The sequence below is a fragment of the Simiduia curdlanivorans genome (genome assembly GCF_030409605.1).
Classification (GTDB): Bacteria; Pseudomonadota; Gammaproteobacteria; order Pseudomonadales; family Cellvibrionaceae; genus Simiduia; species Simiduia curdlanivorans.
The window spans coordinates 884,370-901,412 of sequence record NZ_JAUFQG010000004.1; the positions used below are offsets into that span (position 1 = coordinate 884,370).

Annotated in this window: 15 protein-coding genes; 4 read left to right on the plus strand and 11 right to left on the minus strand. The window is 48.6% G+C overall.

Annotated elements, in window-relative coordinates; all coding sequences use genetic code 11:
- Window positions 1–118: 118 nt before the first annotated feature.
- The 9 genes from QWY82_RS04125 to rpmH all read right to left on the minus strand — a co-directional run bounded on the left by QWY82_RS04125 (window position 119) and on the right by rpmH (window position 8,881).
- On the minus strand, window positions 119–1,036 hold the full coding sequence (locus tag QWY82_RS04125; protein ID WP_290260179.1) for a ParB/RepB/Spo0J family partition protein: 918 nt from the start codon (window positions 1,034–1,036) through the stop codon (window positions 119–121).
- A 24-nt stretch (window positions 1,037–1,060) separates the two neighbouring features.
- A complete protein-coding gene (locus QWY82_RS04130; RefSeq protein WP_290260181.1) occupies window positions 1,061–1,858 on the minus strand; it encodes a ParA family protein in 798 nt (265 codons plus the stop codon).
- A gap of 16 nt (window positions 1,859–1,874) precedes the next feature.
- Window positions 1,875–2,522 (minus strand): 16S rRNA (guanine(527)-N(7))-methyltransferase RsmG, encoded by a 648-nt coding sequence (gene rsmG, locus QWY82_RS04135; RefSeq protein WP_290260182.1) that lies wholly within the window; start codon window positions 2,520–2,522, stop codon window positions 1,875–1,877.
- A gap of 13 nt (window positions 2,523–2,535) precedes the next feature.
- Window positions 2,536–4,428: a tRNA uridine-5-carboxymethylaminomethyl(34) synthesis enzyme MnmG gene (gene mnmG, locus QWY82_RS04140; protein WP_290260184.1), complete on the minus strand. Its 1,893-nt coding sequence runs from the start codon at window positions 4,426–4,428 to the stop codon at window positions 2,536–2,538.
- A 542-nt stretch (window positions 4,429–4,970) separates the two neighbouring features.
- Window positions 4,971–6,353: a tRNA uridine-5-carboxymethylaminomethyl(34) synthesis GTPase MnmE gene (gene mnmE, locus QWY82_RS04145; RefSeq protein ID WP_290260186.1), complete on the minus strand. Its 1,383-nt coding sequence runs from the start codon at window positions 6,351–6,353 to the stop codon at window positions 4,971–4,973.
- Between the two features lie 105 nt (window positions 6,354–6,458).
- Window positions 6,459–8,120 (minus strand): membrane protein insertase YidC, encoded by a 1,662-nt coding sequence (gene yidC, locus QWY82_RS04150; protein WP_290260187.1) that lies wholly within the window; start codon window positions 8,118–8,120, stop codon window positions 6,459–6,461.
- Window positions 8,101–8,355, minus strand: a complete 255-nt coding sequence (gene yidD, locus QWY82_RS04155) for a membrane protein insertion efficiency factor YidD (protein WP_290260188.1) — start codon at window positions 8,353–8,355, stop codon at window positions 8,101–8,103. The genes yidC and yidD overlap by 20 nt, the downstream gene beginning before the upstream one ends.
- Window positions 8,352–8,723, minus strand: coding sequence for a ribonuclease P protein component (gene rnpA / locus QWY82_RS04160; RefSeq protein WP_290260189.1), 372 nt, complete (start codon window positions 8,721–8,723; stop codon window positions 8,352–8,354). Before rnpA ends, yidD begins: the two co-directional genes overlap by 4 nt.
- Before the next feature lie 20 nt (window positions 8,724–8,743).
- Window positions 8,744–8,881, minus strand: a complete 138-nt coding sequence (rpmH, locus tag QWY82_RS04165) for a 50S ribosomal protein L34 (RefSeq protein ID WP_290260190.1) — start codon at window positions 8,879–8,881, stop codon at window positions 8,744–8,746.
- Window positions 8,882–9,502: 621 nt separating this feature from the next.
- On the opposite strand from rpmH, the gene dnaA reads away from it, so the two are divergent.
- From dnaA to gyrB, 4 genes are all read left to right on the plus strand, one after another.
- Window positions 9,503–10,918, plus strand: a complete 1,416-nt coding sequence (dnaA, locus tag QWY82_RS04170) for a chromosomal replication initiator protein DnaA (RefSeq protein ID WP_290260191.1) — start codon at window positions 9,503–9,505, stop codon at window positions 10,916–10,918.
- An 88-nt stretch (window positions 10,919–11,006) separates the two neighbouring features.
- Window positions 11,007–12,110 (plus strand): DNA polymerase III subunit beta, encoded by a 1,104-nt coding sequence (gene dnaN / locus QWY82_RS04175; RefSeq protein WP_290260192.1) that lies wholly within the window; start codon window positions 11,007–11,009, stop codon window positions 12,108–12,110.
- 54 nt (window positions 12,111–12,164) lie between these two features.
- Window positions 12,165–13,271 (plus strand): DNA replication/repair protein RecF, encoded by a 1,107-nt coding sequence (gene recF / locus QWY82_RS04180; protein ID WP_290260193.1) that lies wholly within the window; start codon window positions 12,165–12,167, stop codon window positions 13,269–13,271.
- Window positions 13,272–13,281: 10 nt separating this feature from the next.
- Entirely contained in the window at window positions 13,282–15,699 is a 2,418-nt protein-coding gene (gene gyrB, locus QWY82_RS04185; RefSeq protein WP_380736103.1) for a DNA topoisomerase (ATP-hydrolyzing) subunit B, read from the plus strand.
- A 58-nt stretch (window positions 15,700–15,757) separates the two neighbouring features.
- Here the strand turns inward: gyrB and QWY82_RS04190 are convergent, their stop codons facing one another.
- A complete protein-coding gene (locus QWY82_RS04190; protein WP_290260194.1) occupies window positions 15,758–16,468 on the minus strand; it encodes a lysophospholipid acyltransferase family protein in 711 nt (236 codons plus the stop codon).
- Entirely contained in the window at window positions 16,462–17,043 is a 582-nt protein-coding gene (gene gmhB / locus QWY82_RS04195) for a D-glycero-beta-D-manno-heptose 1,7-bisphosphate 7-phosphatase (RefSeq protein ID WP_290260195.1), read from the minus strand. The genes QWY82_RS04190 and gmhB overlap by 7 nt, the downstream gene beginning before the upstream one ends.

Sequence of the window (17,043 nt, forward strand, 5' to 3'; positions counted from 1 at the left end):
TGCACCAGATCAGCCTGCGCGCACCAAAGGACGGCACACGGGGCGTCGCGCATTATAGGTTTAAAGGTGGGTGCATTCAACCAGCTTGAGTGGCCCATTTACCCGATTAAGGTAAGTATTAATTGTCTGATTTGTACCTCAAATGGGCCAATATCCCATCTAATTCATCCAAACTGTTGTAAGACAAAACTAACTTACCCTTACCCTTCGCAGTTTGCTGGACTTGCACCGGCACCCCAACATGCTCGGCTAAGCCCTCTTCGAGTTTGCGAATATCGGCACTGTTGGACTCGGCTGGAACAGCTTTGGTTTGATCCTGTTGCAACTTTCGAACTAGCGCTTCGGTCTGGCGCACGGAAAAGCCCTTAGCCACCACCTGCCGAGCCACTTCGCGCTGATCTATGTCGTCCAGCGTCAATAGGCAGCGAGCATGACCCATCTCCAAATCACCGTGCTCGAGCATGATTTTGACGTCGTCTGTTAAGGCGATTAGTCGCAACAAATTAGTGACCGTAGTGCGCGACTTGCCCACCGCATCGGCCACTTCCTGATGGGTTAAATCAAACTCATCCTGCAAACGCTTCAGCGCCACGGCCTCTTCGACAGGGTTGAGATCTTCGCGTTGAATATTTTCAATAAGCGCCATGGCAATGGCCGCTTCATCCGGCACGTCGCGAATAACCGCGGGAATTTTATCCAGCCCGGCAATTTGAGTGGCGCGCCAACGGCGCTCACCCGCAATAATTTCGTATTGCTGTTGGCCAGTGGTTCTATCACCGATGGGGCGCACAACGATGGGTTGCATCACACCCTGGGCTTTGATGGACGCAGCCAACTCTTCAAGCGCTTCGGAATGCATATCGCGGCGGGGCTGATATTTACCGCGCTGAATAAATTCAACCGGTATTTCCGCGAGCTTTCCATCGACGTAAGCAGCCTGTTCGGGTTTATCACCATCGGCGGCGGTAACCGCGGGTTTGCCTGCACCCAAAAGTGCATCCAAACCTCGCCCCAAACCTCTTTTCTTAGCTGCCATTCGATATTTTCCTTTAAATTTTTATCACTGCGCTTGTGGCACGGCTTGTTTTTGATGTGCTTCGTTTCTGCGCAGCATTTCACCGGCTAGTGCGAGATAAGCAATCGCACCTTTAGACTGGTTGTCGTAGGCCAACACAGGCTGGCCGAAAGAGGGCGCTTCCGCTAATCGAACATTGCGTGGAATGCAGGTGCGATATAATTTTTCACCAAAATATTCGGTTAACTGCGCAGACACATCCACAGTTAAGCTGTTGCGTGGATCGTGCATGGTGCGCAAAATCCCCTCAATTACCAGTTCTGGGTTCAGCACTTCGGTAATTTGATTAATAGTTTCTACCAAGGCTGATAAACCTTCCAGTGCATAGTATTCACACTGCATGGGAATTATCACGCCCTGGCAGGCGGTCAAGGCATTCACGGTTAACATATTTAACGACGGCGGACAGTCTATCAACACGTAATCGTAACGGCCTGTAACTGGCTTCAGTGCTATTTTTAAGCGCTGCTCTTTGTTGTCGATGGATAGTAATCTAACTTCGGCAGCGGTTAGGTCACCGTTCGCCGGTAGCACATCGTAGCCACCTGACTCGGAATACTGGATAACATCCAAGAGCTTTGACTCGCCTAAGAGCACATCGTAAATCGATTCTTCTAATTCGTTTTTATCGATGCCGGAACCCATGGTCGCATTGCCCTGCGGGTCGAGATCTACCAGTAACACCTTTTTTTTTGTCGCCACTAAAGAGGCAGCCAAATTTACGCAGGTAGTTGTTTTTCCAACTCCGCCTTTTTGATTCGTTATCGCGTAGATCTTACTCACGGTTTTATCCTTATTATCAAACGGGTCGGCGCGCACGGGAGATTTCGAGTAAATGCCTTTCCCCATCGCAACCGGGCACGTCGAGGGAATGACTGGCTTCGACAGTATAGTGTTTTGCCAAAACGCTCAACTCTGTTTCAGGGTATACACCTTTCATAGCCCAGAAGCGGCCATTGTCGCTGAGTAAAGGCTCACAACCTTTTATCATATCTTCGATACTTGCAAAGGCACGGCTAATAACGCCATCAAATAAAGGCGTTGGTTTAAAATTTTCTACACGGGTGTTCGCTATCTGAACGTTACCTAACGCTAATTCAGTTTTTACCTGAAAAAGAAAACGGGTTTTTTTACCGTTACTATCGAGCAAAGTGTAGTGTTTTTCTGGGTTCATAATTGCCAAGGGGATACCGGGCAGGCCGCCACCGGTTCCCACATCAATGATGCGGTCACCTTTAACAAAGGGTTGCACTACTAAACTATCGAGTAAATGCCTAGAAACCATTTCCTCTCTATCGCGAATCGCTGATAGGTTATAAGCCTTATTCCACTTTTCAAATAAAACTAAGTAGCGAACCAATTGCTGTTGCTGAAACACGGTCGCAGACAAATGAATTTTAGCTAAACCACGCTCTAGCTGATCTGAAAATAGTACACTCGAATCCATGGTGTGAATTTTCCTAAACCGCTGCACTGCTTGGTTTTTTTAACAATCCGCGCTTTTTTAAATAGATCATTAGGAGAGAAACCGCAGCCGGCGTTACACCTGGAATTCGCGCGGCGCGAGCCAGCGTTTGCGGCTTGGCTTCCGACAACTTTTGTCGAACCTCATTGGATAAACCGTCAACCGCGGCATAATCTAAATTATCCGGCAACAACATAGCCTCGTTGCTGCGCAGGCGATCGATATCTTCTTGTTGCCTATCAATATAGCCAGCGTATTTGATTGAAATTTCCACTTGTTCTGAAACAGCTTCATCCAATTTAGCATCGGAAACCTGTGCGATGTCTGCATACACAAGCTCAGGCCTTTTTAATAAATCGTGTAGGCTATATTCTCGCGTTAGCGGCGAGGCAATTTTTTGCTCAATTTTTTTCGCTTGCTCACTGCCAGCTTGCACCCAAGTTTCTTTCAAACGCTGCTGCTCTAAGGTGATAGCTTCGCGTTTTTCATTAAACGCCTGCCAGCGCGCATCGTTCACCAAGCCTAACTCGCGGCCCATTTCAGTAAGACGCAAATCGGCGTTGTCTTCACGCAACACTAAACGGTATTCGGCGCGGCTGGTAAACATGCGGTAGGGCTCTTGCGTGCCCAAGGTAATCAAGTCATCCACTAACACACCGAGGTAAGCTTGTTCGCGACCAGGACACCAAGCGGGTTTATTTTGTGCACGCAGCGCCGCGTTAGTACCAGCCAATAGGCCCTGCACGCCGGCTTCTTCGTAACCTGTGGTGCCGTTGATCTGGCCGGCAAAAAATAAGCCGGCTATGGCTTTGGTTTCGAAACTGTAATTCAAATCTTGCGGATTAAAATAGTCGTACTCAATGGCGTAGCCGGGGCGAATTATGTGTGCGTTTTCAAAGCCTGCGATAGAGCGCACTAAATTTAACTGCACATCAAACGGCAAACTGGTTGAAATTCCATTGGGGTACAATTCGTGTGTGGTCAAGCCCTCGGGCTCGATAAACACTTGGTGCTTGTCTTTATCAGCGAAGCGATGAATTTTGTCTTCGATGGACGGGCAGTAGCGCGGGCCAACACCTTTGATCACACCTGAGTACATGGGCGAACGATCGAGCCCGCCACGAATAATATCGTGGGTTTTTTCGTTGGTGTAGGTGATGTAGCAACAGCGCTGCTCCGGGTGATCAGCTCTGGAACCCATATACGACATGACTGGCCGTGGATCGTCGCCCCACTGAGGCTCGAGCCCACTGAAATCAACGGAGCGCGCATCGATACGCGGTGGGGTTCCGGTTTTGAGCCTTTCAACCCTGAGTGGAAGTTCGCGCAGTCGGCTTGCCAGAGCAATTGCCGGCGGGTCGCCAGCGCGACCGCCCGAGTAGTTTTCTAAACCTATGTGTATTTTACCCGCGAGAAATGTGCCCGCTGTTAGCACCACCGACTGAGCGAAGAACTTCAGCCCCATTTGGGTGATTACGCCCTCAACCTGGTCGCCCTTAACGATGAGATCGTCCGCCGCTTGTTGGAATATCCAAAGGTTCGGTTGGTTTTCAAGGCTGTACCGAATGGCTGCTTTGTACAAAATTCTGTCGGCCTGGGCCCGGGTTGCCCGTACGGCTGGACCTTTGCGGGCATTCAACACGCGAAACTGGATGCCCGATTTATCCGTTGCCAATGCCATGGCACCACCCAGGGCATCAATCTCCTTCACCAAGTGGCTTTTTCCGATACCACCAATGGCCGGGTTACAAGACATTTGACCGAGGGTTTCGACATTGTGCGATAGCAATAGGGTTTTCATACCCATGCGCGCAGAGGCCAAACAAGCTTCTGTGCCAGCGTGTCCACCGCCAATAACGATGACGTCGAATTTCGTGGGGTAATCCATGGTGTGTTCAGAGCATTGTGAAAAAGGGCGCCGATTATATGCCTGTCTTTGAAATTGTTCAAAAAAACATCTAGCGCATTTAATTAAGATTTATTCTTTATAAATAATATATATGGAATATATATAGAGATACTTAAAGCTGTTGTTATATATAGTGCCGGCTTTTTCTGTGAGTAAGCTATTTTTCCCTTTTAAAAACAGTAACTTATAGAAAGTATAAACCCCGTATAAGCGGGTCTTAAAACTTTGTGTAATAGGCGTTTAACGTGTGATTGAAATGGGCACTTATCCACTGCTCAAAAATCACTCAGGTTATTTAGCCGATTTACTCAGTGTTTAACGGCAGGTTCTTCATGAGTTATCCACAGAAAATAATTTTGTGGAAGTAAAATCGTTTTAAAACAGCAGTTTAGTGGATAAACCTGTGAATGAGTGTTAATAACTTGCGGGTAAGCCGTTGATTAGGCTGTTATTTGGTCAAAGGAGACGGTTTTTGTCTCCTTAAGAAAGCAGTTTTTTCTGATACTGGCGGGAAAGTATTTTCATTTCCCGATACAAAATGAGGAAAATATTTTCCCAAGTAACTCGTCTGCACTCATATTTCCCGTTATTTCGCCCAACGAATGTTGCGCAGCGCGTAGATCTTCAGCTAAAAGTTCACCGGCGCCATAGCCATTGAGCTGTCGTTCACCAGCGGTTAGGTGCTGTTTGCAGCGATTTAGAGCATCTAGGTGTCGCCTTCGAGCGGTAAAATTCCCCTCTGTGTTAGTGTTGAAGCCCATCACTTGCTTCAAATGATCTCTTAACTCCTCAAGCCCCGCCTGTGTTTTTGCGCTGATGCTAAGCGTTGCCGGTGCCTGACTGATCCAGCCTGTTTTTTGCCCCTGCAAATCCGCTTTGTTGTGTAGATAGGTGATTTTATTTTTATCCAGCAGCGGTGCTAGTGTGGGTATCAAGGTTTCGAGCGTTTCTGCGTTGGCTTTGTCTCGGGTCGGATCTTGCACAATAAGGATGCGATCGGCCTGCAAAATCGCTTGTTGTGCTCGCTCTATGCCTATTGCTTCAACGATATCCGGGTTATCCCTTAGTCCTGCTGTATCTATTATATGAAGCGGCATGCCGTCGATATGTATATGTTCTTTCAGGATGTCCCTGGTGGTGCCTTCTATATCCGTCACGATAGCCGTCTCCCGACCAGCTAACGCATTCAACAGGCTGGACTTACCGGCATTGGGTCTTCCAGCGATAACCACCGTCATGCCTTCTCTTGTGAGCACGCCTTGCTGGGCTTCCTGTTCCACCAATTCGAGGTTGTTCATGATGGCTTGTAGTTGGCGCGCTACATGACCATCGGATAGAAAGTCGATTTCCTCCTCGGGGAAATCGATGGCGGCTTCCACATAAATGCGCAGGTTAGTGAGCGATTCGAGTAATTCGTTAATTCGACGTGAAAATGCGCCTTGTAAACTATTTAAGGCGTTTTTAGCGGCCTGCTCTGATGATGCATCAATCAAATCGGCTATGGCTTCGGCCTGGGTCAGATCCATTTTGTCATTCAGGAAGGCGCGCTCGGAAAATTCACCTGGCTTGGCTATGCGGGCGCCCAGACTGATGCAGTGGCTGAGTATCCAATCCAACACTATGGGGCCGCCGTGGCCCTGAAGCTCAACTACGTCTTCACCGGTGAAAGAGTGTGGGTTGGGGAAAAACAGGCTAATACCCTGATCGAGTATTTTGCCCTCGGCGCCGTAAAAGTTGCCGTAGTGGGCGTATCTCGGTTTTAGACTTTTGTGGGTTAGCTGCGCTCCTATCTTGGCAGACTGTTTGCCGGACAGGCGAATAATGCCAACGCCGCCTCTACCGGGCGCTGTCGCAATGGCAACAATGGTGTCTTTTTCAATATGGGTTTTGGGGTTGCCAGTCATCAGAGCGCCTCGTCGGTTGAGCGCTCATTATATAGAAGCAGGAAAAACAGTGATGCAAAGGCTGGCTAGAAAAAAGGGCGCTAAGAGCGCCCTTGGTGGAGTTGATTAGGCGGGATCGGCCGCCTCTATCTGTTTAGTGATGATGTATTGTTGAATAATAGAGATGGCATTGTTTGCTACCCAGTACAAGACCAAACCGGCTGGGAACCACATGAACATGAATGTCATGAACAAGGGCATCATCTGCATAACCTTGGCCTGGGTCGGATCTGGTGGTGTTGGATTGAGTTTAAATTGCACAAACATGGTTAAACCCATGATAGCCGGCAAGATGAAATAGGGGTCGCGCACAGACAGATCCTGAATCCAGCCGAGGAAGGGCGTGTGGCGTAGTTCGACGCTTTCCATCAAAACCCAGTACAAAGAAATGAACACCGGCATCTGTACAAGTACCGGTAAACAGCCACCCATGGGGTTAACTTTTTCCTTTTTGTACATCTTCATCAGCTCGGCAGACATCTTTTGCCGATCGTCGCCATAGCGCTCTTTTAGATCCGCCATCAAAGGGCCGAGCTTGCGCATTTTTGCCATAGACTTATAGCTGGCGGCTGATAGCGGGAAGAATATTGCTTTAATAACAATTGTTAATGCAATAATTGACCAACCCCAGTTACCAATAAAACCGTAAATAAAGGTCAAAAATTGGAACAAAGGCTTAGCTATCCACCAAAGCCAGCCGTAATCCACGGTCAGGTCTAGGTAGGGAGATATTTCCTCCAGGGCATAGACATCTTTCGGTCCAACATAAAAAGAAGCTGAGGTTTGGCCTTCACTTCCCGGTGCGACTTTTAGCGCCGGCGTGGTGAACCCCATGAAATACATATCGCTGTTTTTTGATTTGCGTAGGGTAAAGGTATTTTGGCTTTCCGGGTTGGGAATCCAGGCGCTGATAAAATAGTGTTGCACCATGGCAACCCAACCGCCTAACTCTTCAACCTTAATCGTTTTGGTTGCTTCGGCCATATCTTCGAAATCCACCTTGCGGTATTTTTCTTCCGTTGATGTGAGTGCTGCGCCAAGGTAAGGACTCATGCCTATGCCAACGTCGGTTGCCACAACGTGGGAATCTCTTTTTATTTGGCCATAGAGGTTGGCTTGCCAAGTATCAGCCGATTGGTTGTTAATCAAGTAACTCACGTCGACCAAGTAGCTGCCGCGGGTCAGGGTGAAGCGCTTGGTGATAGTTACAGCGTTTTGTTGGTAAACCAAATCAACGGACACTGAGTCTTTACCGTCTTCTAACACCACATGATTGTTGCTAACACTAAAGACCGGCCGGTTGCCTTGTGCATCTGTGCCGTTCTGGCCCACTAAACCACTTTGTGCCACATAGGTGTGGTCTTGGTTTTGGTTGAGCAGTACAAAAGGAGCGTCTTTTTCACCGAGTTTGGCGAGGTGCTTAGGTAGAGCGGCGTAAACGATATCACCGCCTTGGGTGTCGATCTTAAGAATGACCGTGCCAGTACTGATAGTAACGAGCTGTTGTGATGCCTGGCTCACTGCAACTGGCTCGCCGCTGCTAACTACTGGGATTTCGTCATCGCCGGTTTCTGGCAGCGTTACCATGGGTGCCGACAGGGTGGTGCTTTGCTCTAAGGCAATTTGGGGTTTCTTCGCATCTTGAAACGCGGCCCATTCTTTTACCAGCAGTAGGGCGGTTGCCACCATGCCGGCAATTAAGAGGTATTTAGTCCAATCTTTTTTCATGTTGTTTGCCGTTATCGGAATGAATATCGGGTACCGGGTCAAAACCACCCGCGTGCCAAGGGTGGCATTTTATAAGGCGGGCGAACATTAAATAACCCCCTTTTATAACACCGTGCTTATTTATTGCTTCTTCTGCGTAATAGGAGCAGGTCGGGTGGAAGCGACATTGGTTACCAACCCAGGGGCTCAGCACAAAACGGTAGATTTTGATTATTCTAACCATCAACCATTTCATGGCTGTGGCGCTTCTTTAGCTTTTTTCGCTAGACGTTTGAGTTGTTGTTCTAGCTGCTTGGTTATGGTTTCGTTATCGAGTTGATCCAAACCGCGACGGGTTAGAAAAACGCAGTCTATAGCGGGTAGCTCGTGTTGCAGATGTCGAAAGGCTTCGCGCACGAGTCGTTTGATACGGTTGCGCTGAACGGCAAGCTTGATATTTTTTTTGGCGATAACTAACCCGAGTCGCGGTGCTGATAGCCCGTTACTGGATGCCAAAAACATAAAATATTGGTGTGATGCGCGAAAGGTTGCCTGATCGAAAACAGGCTTGAAGTCACTGGGGGTCAGTAGACGCAGCGATTTGCTGAACGTAAAACTGGGCACCCCAGAACCTCGAGAGGTGATTAAGCAGCTACCAGTTGCTTACGACCTTTGGAGCGACGTGCTGCCAGAACCTTGCGACCGCCTTTGGTAGCCATGCGAGCACGGAAACCGTGAACTCGAGCGCGCTTTAGGTTGCTGGGCTGAAATGTTCTTTTCATGGAACTAAAACCTGCCAAATATTGAGCTTGGATATCAACGCGTTTGGTTTATTTATCGAAATAAATTTGCCGGAACGCGAAAAGAGGGCGGATTCTAAAGAATTGTTGCCGGTAAAGCAATCGACAAGCGTCGATAATTAGGGGCTTTTGTGATTATTTTTCTCACTATTTTGTGTACCACAATATCTTGTGGTTGAAATTTGTATAAGCAACTAGTTCAAAGATTAGTTACGGCTTTTCCCTGTTTTATACACAGAGTTATCAACAAGATGGTGTCCACTTGTAAACAGTTTTTTGTTAATAGTAGATTATCGTTTCTGTGATCTATTGCTTTGTAACTAATTGATTTATATAAAGTATAATTAAAAAAATCCATAAAATAAGCGCTCGCTTGTGGATAACTATGGTAGTTGTTCAGCTTGCAGGTTAGAATATGCAGCTCTAATCAGACGCGGTTTTTCCGCGCTCTGGGGCAGCCTAAGCTGTCACTTTCTTGTTGTTGCAGATAAAAGTCGATCATCCTTTTGGGGCTTGTGTTCGCCATAATATTGCTTCGACAAGACGCGAGAGAACACATCACTAAATTGAAATGATAAGCCAACATGTTTGGGGGGATTGCCGTTGCCAGAATCTATCTGGAATCATTGCATAACGAGCTTACAAAGCGAGTTGTCGCCAGAACAGTTTAATACCTGGATACGGCCTCTGCAGTTGGATAGCCAAGCCTTGGCTAATGAAATTTCACTTTTAGCACCTAACCAATTTATAAAATCTTGGGTGTCTGACAAATTTATGTCGCGCATTGTGGAGCTGGTTGCAGAAGCTGGCGCCACGCGTGAAACCAAGGTTGTGTTAGGTGTCGCCGCCAACTCTTTAGCCCGGCATAGACGTGTCATACCTGAACCGGACTTTAAGCCCATGGCCGTTGCGCCGGTTGTGTCCAACCATTCGGCGCCAACCTCTTCTGATATGGTTCGCGCCGATAGAGATGTGGACGTCGAAGGCGGCCTGAAGCATCAACATAGATTGAATACCCAATTTACCTTCCAGCGTTTTGTTGAAGGTAAGTCCAACCAGCTTGGTTTGGCCGCGGCTCGTCAGATTGCGGAAAACCCGGGTGGTGCTTATAACCCTTTATTTATTTATGGTGGCGTAGGCTTGGGTAAGACGCATTTAATGCATGCGGTGGGTAATGCGTTAATTGAAAAGAACCCTAACGCCAAGGTGCTTTATCTGCACTCAGAGCGCTTTGTGGCGGATATGGTAAAGGCGCTGCAACTCAATGCGATCAATGATTTTAAGCGCTATTACCGCTCATTGGACGCTCTGCTTATTGATGATATTCAGTTTTTCGCCGGCAAAGAGCGCTCGCAGGAAGAGTTTTTTCATACCTTTAACGCCTTATTAGAAGGCGGCCAACAGATCATTTTGACTTGTGATCGCTACCCTCGCGAAATTGATGGTTTGGAAGAAAGGTTAAAGTCGCGCTTCGGTTGGGGTCTAACCGTGGCAGTAGAGCCACCGGAGCTGGAAACCCGCGTTGCTATCTTAATGAAAAAGGCGACGCAGCAGCATGTAGACTTGCCCCACGACGCTGCCTTTTTTATTGCGCAACGCATTCGCTCCAATGTGCGAGAGTTAGAAGGTGCATTGAAGCGCGTGATTGCCAATGCGAATTTTACCGGTAGGCCTATTGATGTCGAGCTAGTGCGCGAATCTTTAAAAGATCTATTAGCACTGCAAGATAAACAAGTGTCTATCGATAATATCCAGCGGGTTGTGGCTGAGTACTACAAAATTAAAGTCAGTGATTTGCATTCCAAACGCCGCAGCCGTTCAGTTGCGCGGCCGCGTCAAGTAGCCATGAGCTTAGCTAAAGAGTTGACTAACCACAGCTTGCCTGAAATCGGCGAAGCTTTCGGTGGTAGAGATCACACCACCGTGCTGCACGCTTGTCGAAAAATTAAATCGCTGCAAGAAGAGAGTGCCGATATCCGCGAAGACACTAAGAATTTACATCGCTTATTAACCACTTGAGCCATATAAGTAACAGCTGTTTTATAGCAACTTATATATAATAGAAAAGATTCCAGCTCACCATTAGGCCTATAAAAAGAGACCGGTTATGAGATTTACTGTATCCCGAGATTCGCTCCTAAAACCTTTGCAGTTAGTGGCGGGTGTTGTCGAGCGTCGTCAAACTTTACCAGTCCTTTCCAATGTACTTATTGTGTTAGAGGGCGACAAGTTGTCCTTAACGGGTACGGATTTAGAAGTTGAGATAGTTGGTCGAATTCAGCTGGATCAGCCTGGCGAATCTGGTGAGATTACGGTCCCGGCGCGCAAGCTAGTGGATATTTGCCGATCCTTACCGGATTCAGCCAACATCGAATTTATAGAAGATAGCCAAAAGTTGATTGTTAAGAGTGGCCGTAGCCGCTTTACTCTCTCGACCTTGCCAGCCAATGACTTCCCTAATGTGGAAGATGCACCTTCAGATTTGCAGTTCACCTGCGCACAGAAAGACATTAAACGTTTAATTGATCGCACAGCCTTCGCTATGGCGCAGCAAGATGTGCGTTATTACTTGAATGGTATGCTGTGGGAGGTTACCCAGGGTCAACTTCGTGTCGTCTCCACAGACGGTCACCGTTTGGCTATGTGCACACGCCCTATGGATATCCAAAGCCCCGAAAAAATCCAAGCCATATTACCGCGTAAAGGAGTTATTGAGTTAGCCCGTTTGTTGGGTGATGGCGATAACGTGGCGGAAATTAAACTGGGTGCGAGCCATATTCGCGCAGTTACTGCCGACTTTACCTTTACGTCTAAGTTGGTGGATGGCAAATTCCCCGATTACGAGCGGGTACTGCCTAAGGGCGGTTCGCGGGTGATTATTGGCGTTAGAGACGAGCTTAAGCAGGCTTTTGGTCGCACGGCGATTTTATCTAACGAAAAATACCGTGGTGTTCGCTTGCAGATTGATGCCGGTCAATTAACCATTGTGGCCAATAACCCTGAACAAGAAGAAGCAGAAGAGACGGTGACAGTGGATTACGCCGGTGAGTCCATGGAAATTGGTTTTAATGTTAGCTACCTGCTCGATGTAACCAATGTCTTGAATACCGACAATGTGAAAATCACCCTAGCGGACTCAAACAGCAGCGCCTTGTTGGAAGAACCCGAGAATGGTGACTCTGCTTACGTTGTTATGCCAATGCGTCTATAGAAGAATCTACACCGGCAGTAGCGCCTGTATTGGGCACTATTGCCGGTATTGTGTATGCCTTTAAGCGCCCTTCATATCCTCAATTTCCGTAACATCGAATCCGCTGAATTGGCGCTACACCCACGGGTGAATCTTTTCTACGGAGAAAATGGCGCCGGTAAAACCAGTATTCTCGAAGCTATCTCTGTCTTGGGTCGTGGCCGCTCATTCCGTTCGCACAAGTTAAAACCATTGATTCAGCAGGGCAGTACCGGCGTCACGGTATTCGGCAAGTTGTCGGGTGACGATGGCGTGGTGCGCAAGCTTGGCGTAGAGCGCAACAGCCGCAGCGCCGATAGCTTTCGGTTAGATGGTCAATCGGTGCCGTCAGCTGCAGAGCTGGCAAAGATTTTACCGCTGCAAGCTATATTTTCAGAAACCTTTGAATTACTGGTTGGTGGCCCCCTCGAAAGGCGCCAGTTTCTTGATTGGTTAGTGTTTCACGTGAAACATGAGTTTCTCCCGGCGTGGCGGCAAGCCAGGCAAGCCCTGAAACAACGGAATAGTTTGCTGCGATCTGGTAGAATAAGCGCTGATTTATTAGCACCTTGGGATATAGAATTAGCACGTAACGCAGAAACCTTACATCTATTAAGAGAAGAGGTTTTTACCCTGTTTAACCAGGAGTTAGCGCTGCTCTTGCAGGATTTACCCGCCTTATCTTCCGTTACTATTAGTTACTTTGGTGGCTGGGAGGAGGGTGTTTCTCTGGCTGAGATACTGCAACTAAATTTTGCTCGGGATGGCCAGCTAGGTCATACCAGCGCAGGCCCCCATCGTGCCGATCTCAGGCTGCGGCTCGGTAAAATGCCAGCGGCCGAGGTTTTGTCCAGAGGACAGCAAAAGCTGTTTGTTTGTGCCCTGCGGATTTGTGCCGGCAGGGTGTTTAAGCAACTTACTGGCAAGGATTGTATCTATCTCATAGACGATTTGCCGTCAGAGTTAGATGAAGAGCATAGGCTTCGTTTGGCGAAGTGGTTAATTGAGTTGGATAGCCAGGTGTTTATTACGGGGGTTTCCCGTAAGGACCTGGAAAGTGTTTGGGATCTATTGGCTGTTCCCCGGAAAGTGTTTCACGTGGAACAGGGAAGCGTAACTGCGACACCTATAAATAACGATTAGTTGGAGTGACATGATGTCGGAACAAAAGAATTACGACTCGTCCAGTATTAAGGTCTTAAAAGGCCTAGACGCCGTACGTAAACGTCCTGGTATGTACATTGGGGATACGGATGATGGTACGGGCCTACACCATATGGTGTTTGAGGTTGTCGATAACTCTATTGACGAGGCTTTAGCTGGCCATTGCACCGAAATCCGCGTGGTAATTCATCCCAATGAGTCTATTACTGTCTCCGATAACGGCCGTGGTATCCCAACAGAAATGCACGATGAAGGTGTTTCTGCAGCGGAAGTGATCATGACCGTGCTACACGCTGGCGGTAAGTTTGATGACAACACCTATAAGGTGTCTGGCGGCCTACACGGTGTGGGTGTATCCGTGGTTAACGCCCTTTCAGAAGAGTTAAAGCTGACTATTCGCCGCGGTGGCAAGATCCACGAGCAGGTTTACCAGCACGGCGTGCCCCAAGGGCCCTTAGAAGTGGTTGGCGATTCAAAAACCAACGGCACCCAGGTCTATTTCAAGCCTTCGTCGAACACCTTCACCAATATTGAATTCCATTACGACTATTTGGCTAAGCGCCTGCGCGAGCTGTCTTTCTTAAACTCAGGTGTACGTATCGTTCTGAAGGACGAGCGCAGCGGCAAAGAGGAGGCTTATGAGTACGCTGGTGGCCTCCATGCCTTTGTAGAGTATTTAAATACCGCTAAAACCCCGATTAATAAGGTAATGCACTTTACCAATGTACGGGAAGACGGCATTACGGTTGAAGTGGCACTGCAGTGGAACGATAGTTTCCAAGAAAACATCTACTGTTATACCAATAACATCCCCCAGCGCGACGGTGGCACCCATTTGGCGGGCTTTAGAGCCGCGCTTACCCGCGGATTGAATGGTTATATTGAGCGCGAAGGCCTAGGCAAAAATGCCAAGGTGGCAACCACCGGCGACGATGCCCGCGAAGGTTTGACCGGTATTATCTCCGTCAAGGTGCCCGATCCAAAGTTCTCCTCCCAAACCAAAGACAAGCTTGTGTCGTCAGAGGTGAAAACCGCTGTGGAACAGGAAATGGGTTTGGCGTTTAACGATTATCTACTCGAGAACCCGGGCGAGGCCAAGGCTATCGTCGGCAAGATGATAGATGCAGCGCGCGCGCGCGAAGCAGCCCGCAAAGCGCGCGAAATGACCCGCCGTAAAGGCGCCTTAGACATTGCAGGTTTACCGGGCAAGTTGGCGGATTGCCAAGAAAAAGACCCTGCTCTATCTGAACTCTACTTAGTGGAGGGTGATTCCGCGGGTGGTTCTGCTAAGCAGGGGCGCGACCGCCGCACGCAGGCAATATTACCGCTCAAAGGTAAGATTCTAAACGTTGAAAAAGCACGCTTTGACAAGATGTTGTCGTCTCAGGAAGTGGGAACGCTCATCACAGCACTAGGCTGTGGCATTGGCAATACAGAATTCAACCCGGAAAAACTGCGCTATCACTCCATCATCATCATGACCGATGCCGACGTGGATGGATCGCACATCCGCACACTGTTACTGACCTTCTTTTTCCGTCAAATGCGCGAACTGGTAGAGCGCGGCCATATATTTATCGCTCAACCGCCGCTGTATAAGATTGCCAAAGGTAAGCAAGAGCAATACTTAAAGGATGATGAAGCACTAACGGCATATTTGACCCAAGCAGCCATGGAGAATTCCAGCCTCCATGTTAATACCGATGCCCCGGGTATTAGTGGCGAACCACTGGCGAGCCTGGTTGATGAGTATCGTCGGGTGATGCGTATTATCGATCGTTTGGCGCGAGTCTACCCAACGGACGTATTGGAAAGCCTAATTTACATTCCTCAATTGTCGGTGGAATCGCTGAAGGATCAGCAAGCGGTAGCCGATTGGTGCGTTAAATTATCCGAGTCCCTATCGGCCAAAGAAACCGGTACCCACCGCTATGTTGCTCGCGCAGAGGCCAACCCAGAGCGCCCAATATTCGAACCAAAAGTTGAAATCATCGCGCACGGTGTACCCACCGAGTACGAAGTGGGCATGGATTTCTTCAGCTCGAAGGAATATCAATCCATAGTTGATCTCGGTTTGAAGTTAGATGGCTTGTTTGAAGAGGGCGGCTACATGAAGCGCGGTGAACGCACCTTTGCCACTACCAGCTTCAAGGACGCGTTAAATTGGCTAATGACCGAATCCCGGCGCGGCTACAACATTCAGCGCTATAAAGGGTTGGGTGAGATGAACCCAGGCCAATTGTGGGAAACCACTATGGACCCTGAATGTCGTCGGATGTTAAAAGTGACCATCGAAGACGCCATCGCCGCCGATCAAATATTTACCTGTTTAATGGGTGATCAAGTTGAACCGCGCCGTGAGTTTATTGAAAATAATGCCCTCAACGTCGGTAACTTAGATATTTGATGTTGCTTCAGCTTAATCAAAAAAAGCAGCCTATTGGCTGCTTTTTTATATTTATAAATCAAAGAGTTACAGAGTTTATTCTGCTGGCTATCCAATTTCTAGCCTGCTCAGTAACAGCCTTACTGTTCTGATCCACAGTGCTGATGGGCGCGCCGATGAATAGGGTTATCTTGCCCGGCTGTTTAATCCAGCGGCGCGTCGGCCAGCAGGTACCGGCGTTGTGTGCCACGGGGATAATATCGAAGCCACCGGCGCAGGCGATGTCGGCGCCGGAACGGGCGAAACTGCCGAGCTCGCCGGGGGCTTTACGCGTGCCTTCGGGGAAGATTAACACGTGGTTGCCGGCATTAAGGCGCGCAACGCCACCTTGCTTAACGGCTTTTAACGCTTCCCGTGGGTTGCTGCGGTCGATGGCAATGGGCTCCATGGCGCGCAGACCCCAACCAAAAACAGGAATATTTAATAGCTCTTGTTTGAGCACGGTGGAAGCGGGCTGAAACAAGTATTGCAGTATCAGTGTCTCCCAAGCGGATTGATGATTGGCCATGATAACGCTGGGCTTTTTAGGCAGATTTTCCAAGCCAACCACTTCGTACTTAATACCGCAAATCACCTTGGCCCACCAAATCACGAAGCGATTCCACAGGGTTACCACATGGGTGCGCCGATGGAATGATGTGACCGGCCAAATAACGAGCCCGGCGATGCTAAAAATAGGCAGCGATAGCCAATAGGCGGTAAAAAATAACAGATTCCGAAGAATTAACATGCTTGTCCGTAAACGTCCTTTATAAAAGGTAGAGCGTCCAAAAGAGAGTCGAAGACCTTAACATTAACGAGGCTTTCCACAGGCGCTTGCTGTAATTTTTGCTCGGTCGCCGCGCCTTTACCCGTGCGCACCAGAATGGGCAGGCAGCCCTTGGTTAAGCCCGCTTCCAAATCGCGCAAGCTATCGCCCACTAAAGGCACACCTTCGGCACTGGTATCAAACTCTGCTTCGATAGCGTCTATAAGGCCAGGCTTAGGCTTGCGGCAATTGCATTGATCATCGGGGCCGTGTGGGCAGTAAAACACCGCGGCCATAGAGCCGCCTTGCTCTTCAACCAACTGGGCCAGCTTGGCATGCATCGCCTCTAAATCATCGAGATCGAACAAGCCTCTCGATAAGCCAGATTGATTGGTGGCCACCACCACGGTAAAGCCAGCACGGCTGAGCTCTGCAATGGCCTCAATACTACCGGGGATGGGAATCCACTCATTCACTGATTTAACAAAGGCGTCTGAGTCTTGGTTGATCACCCCATCGCGATCGAGAATAACAAGCTTAAATCCGGAGTTGGTCAT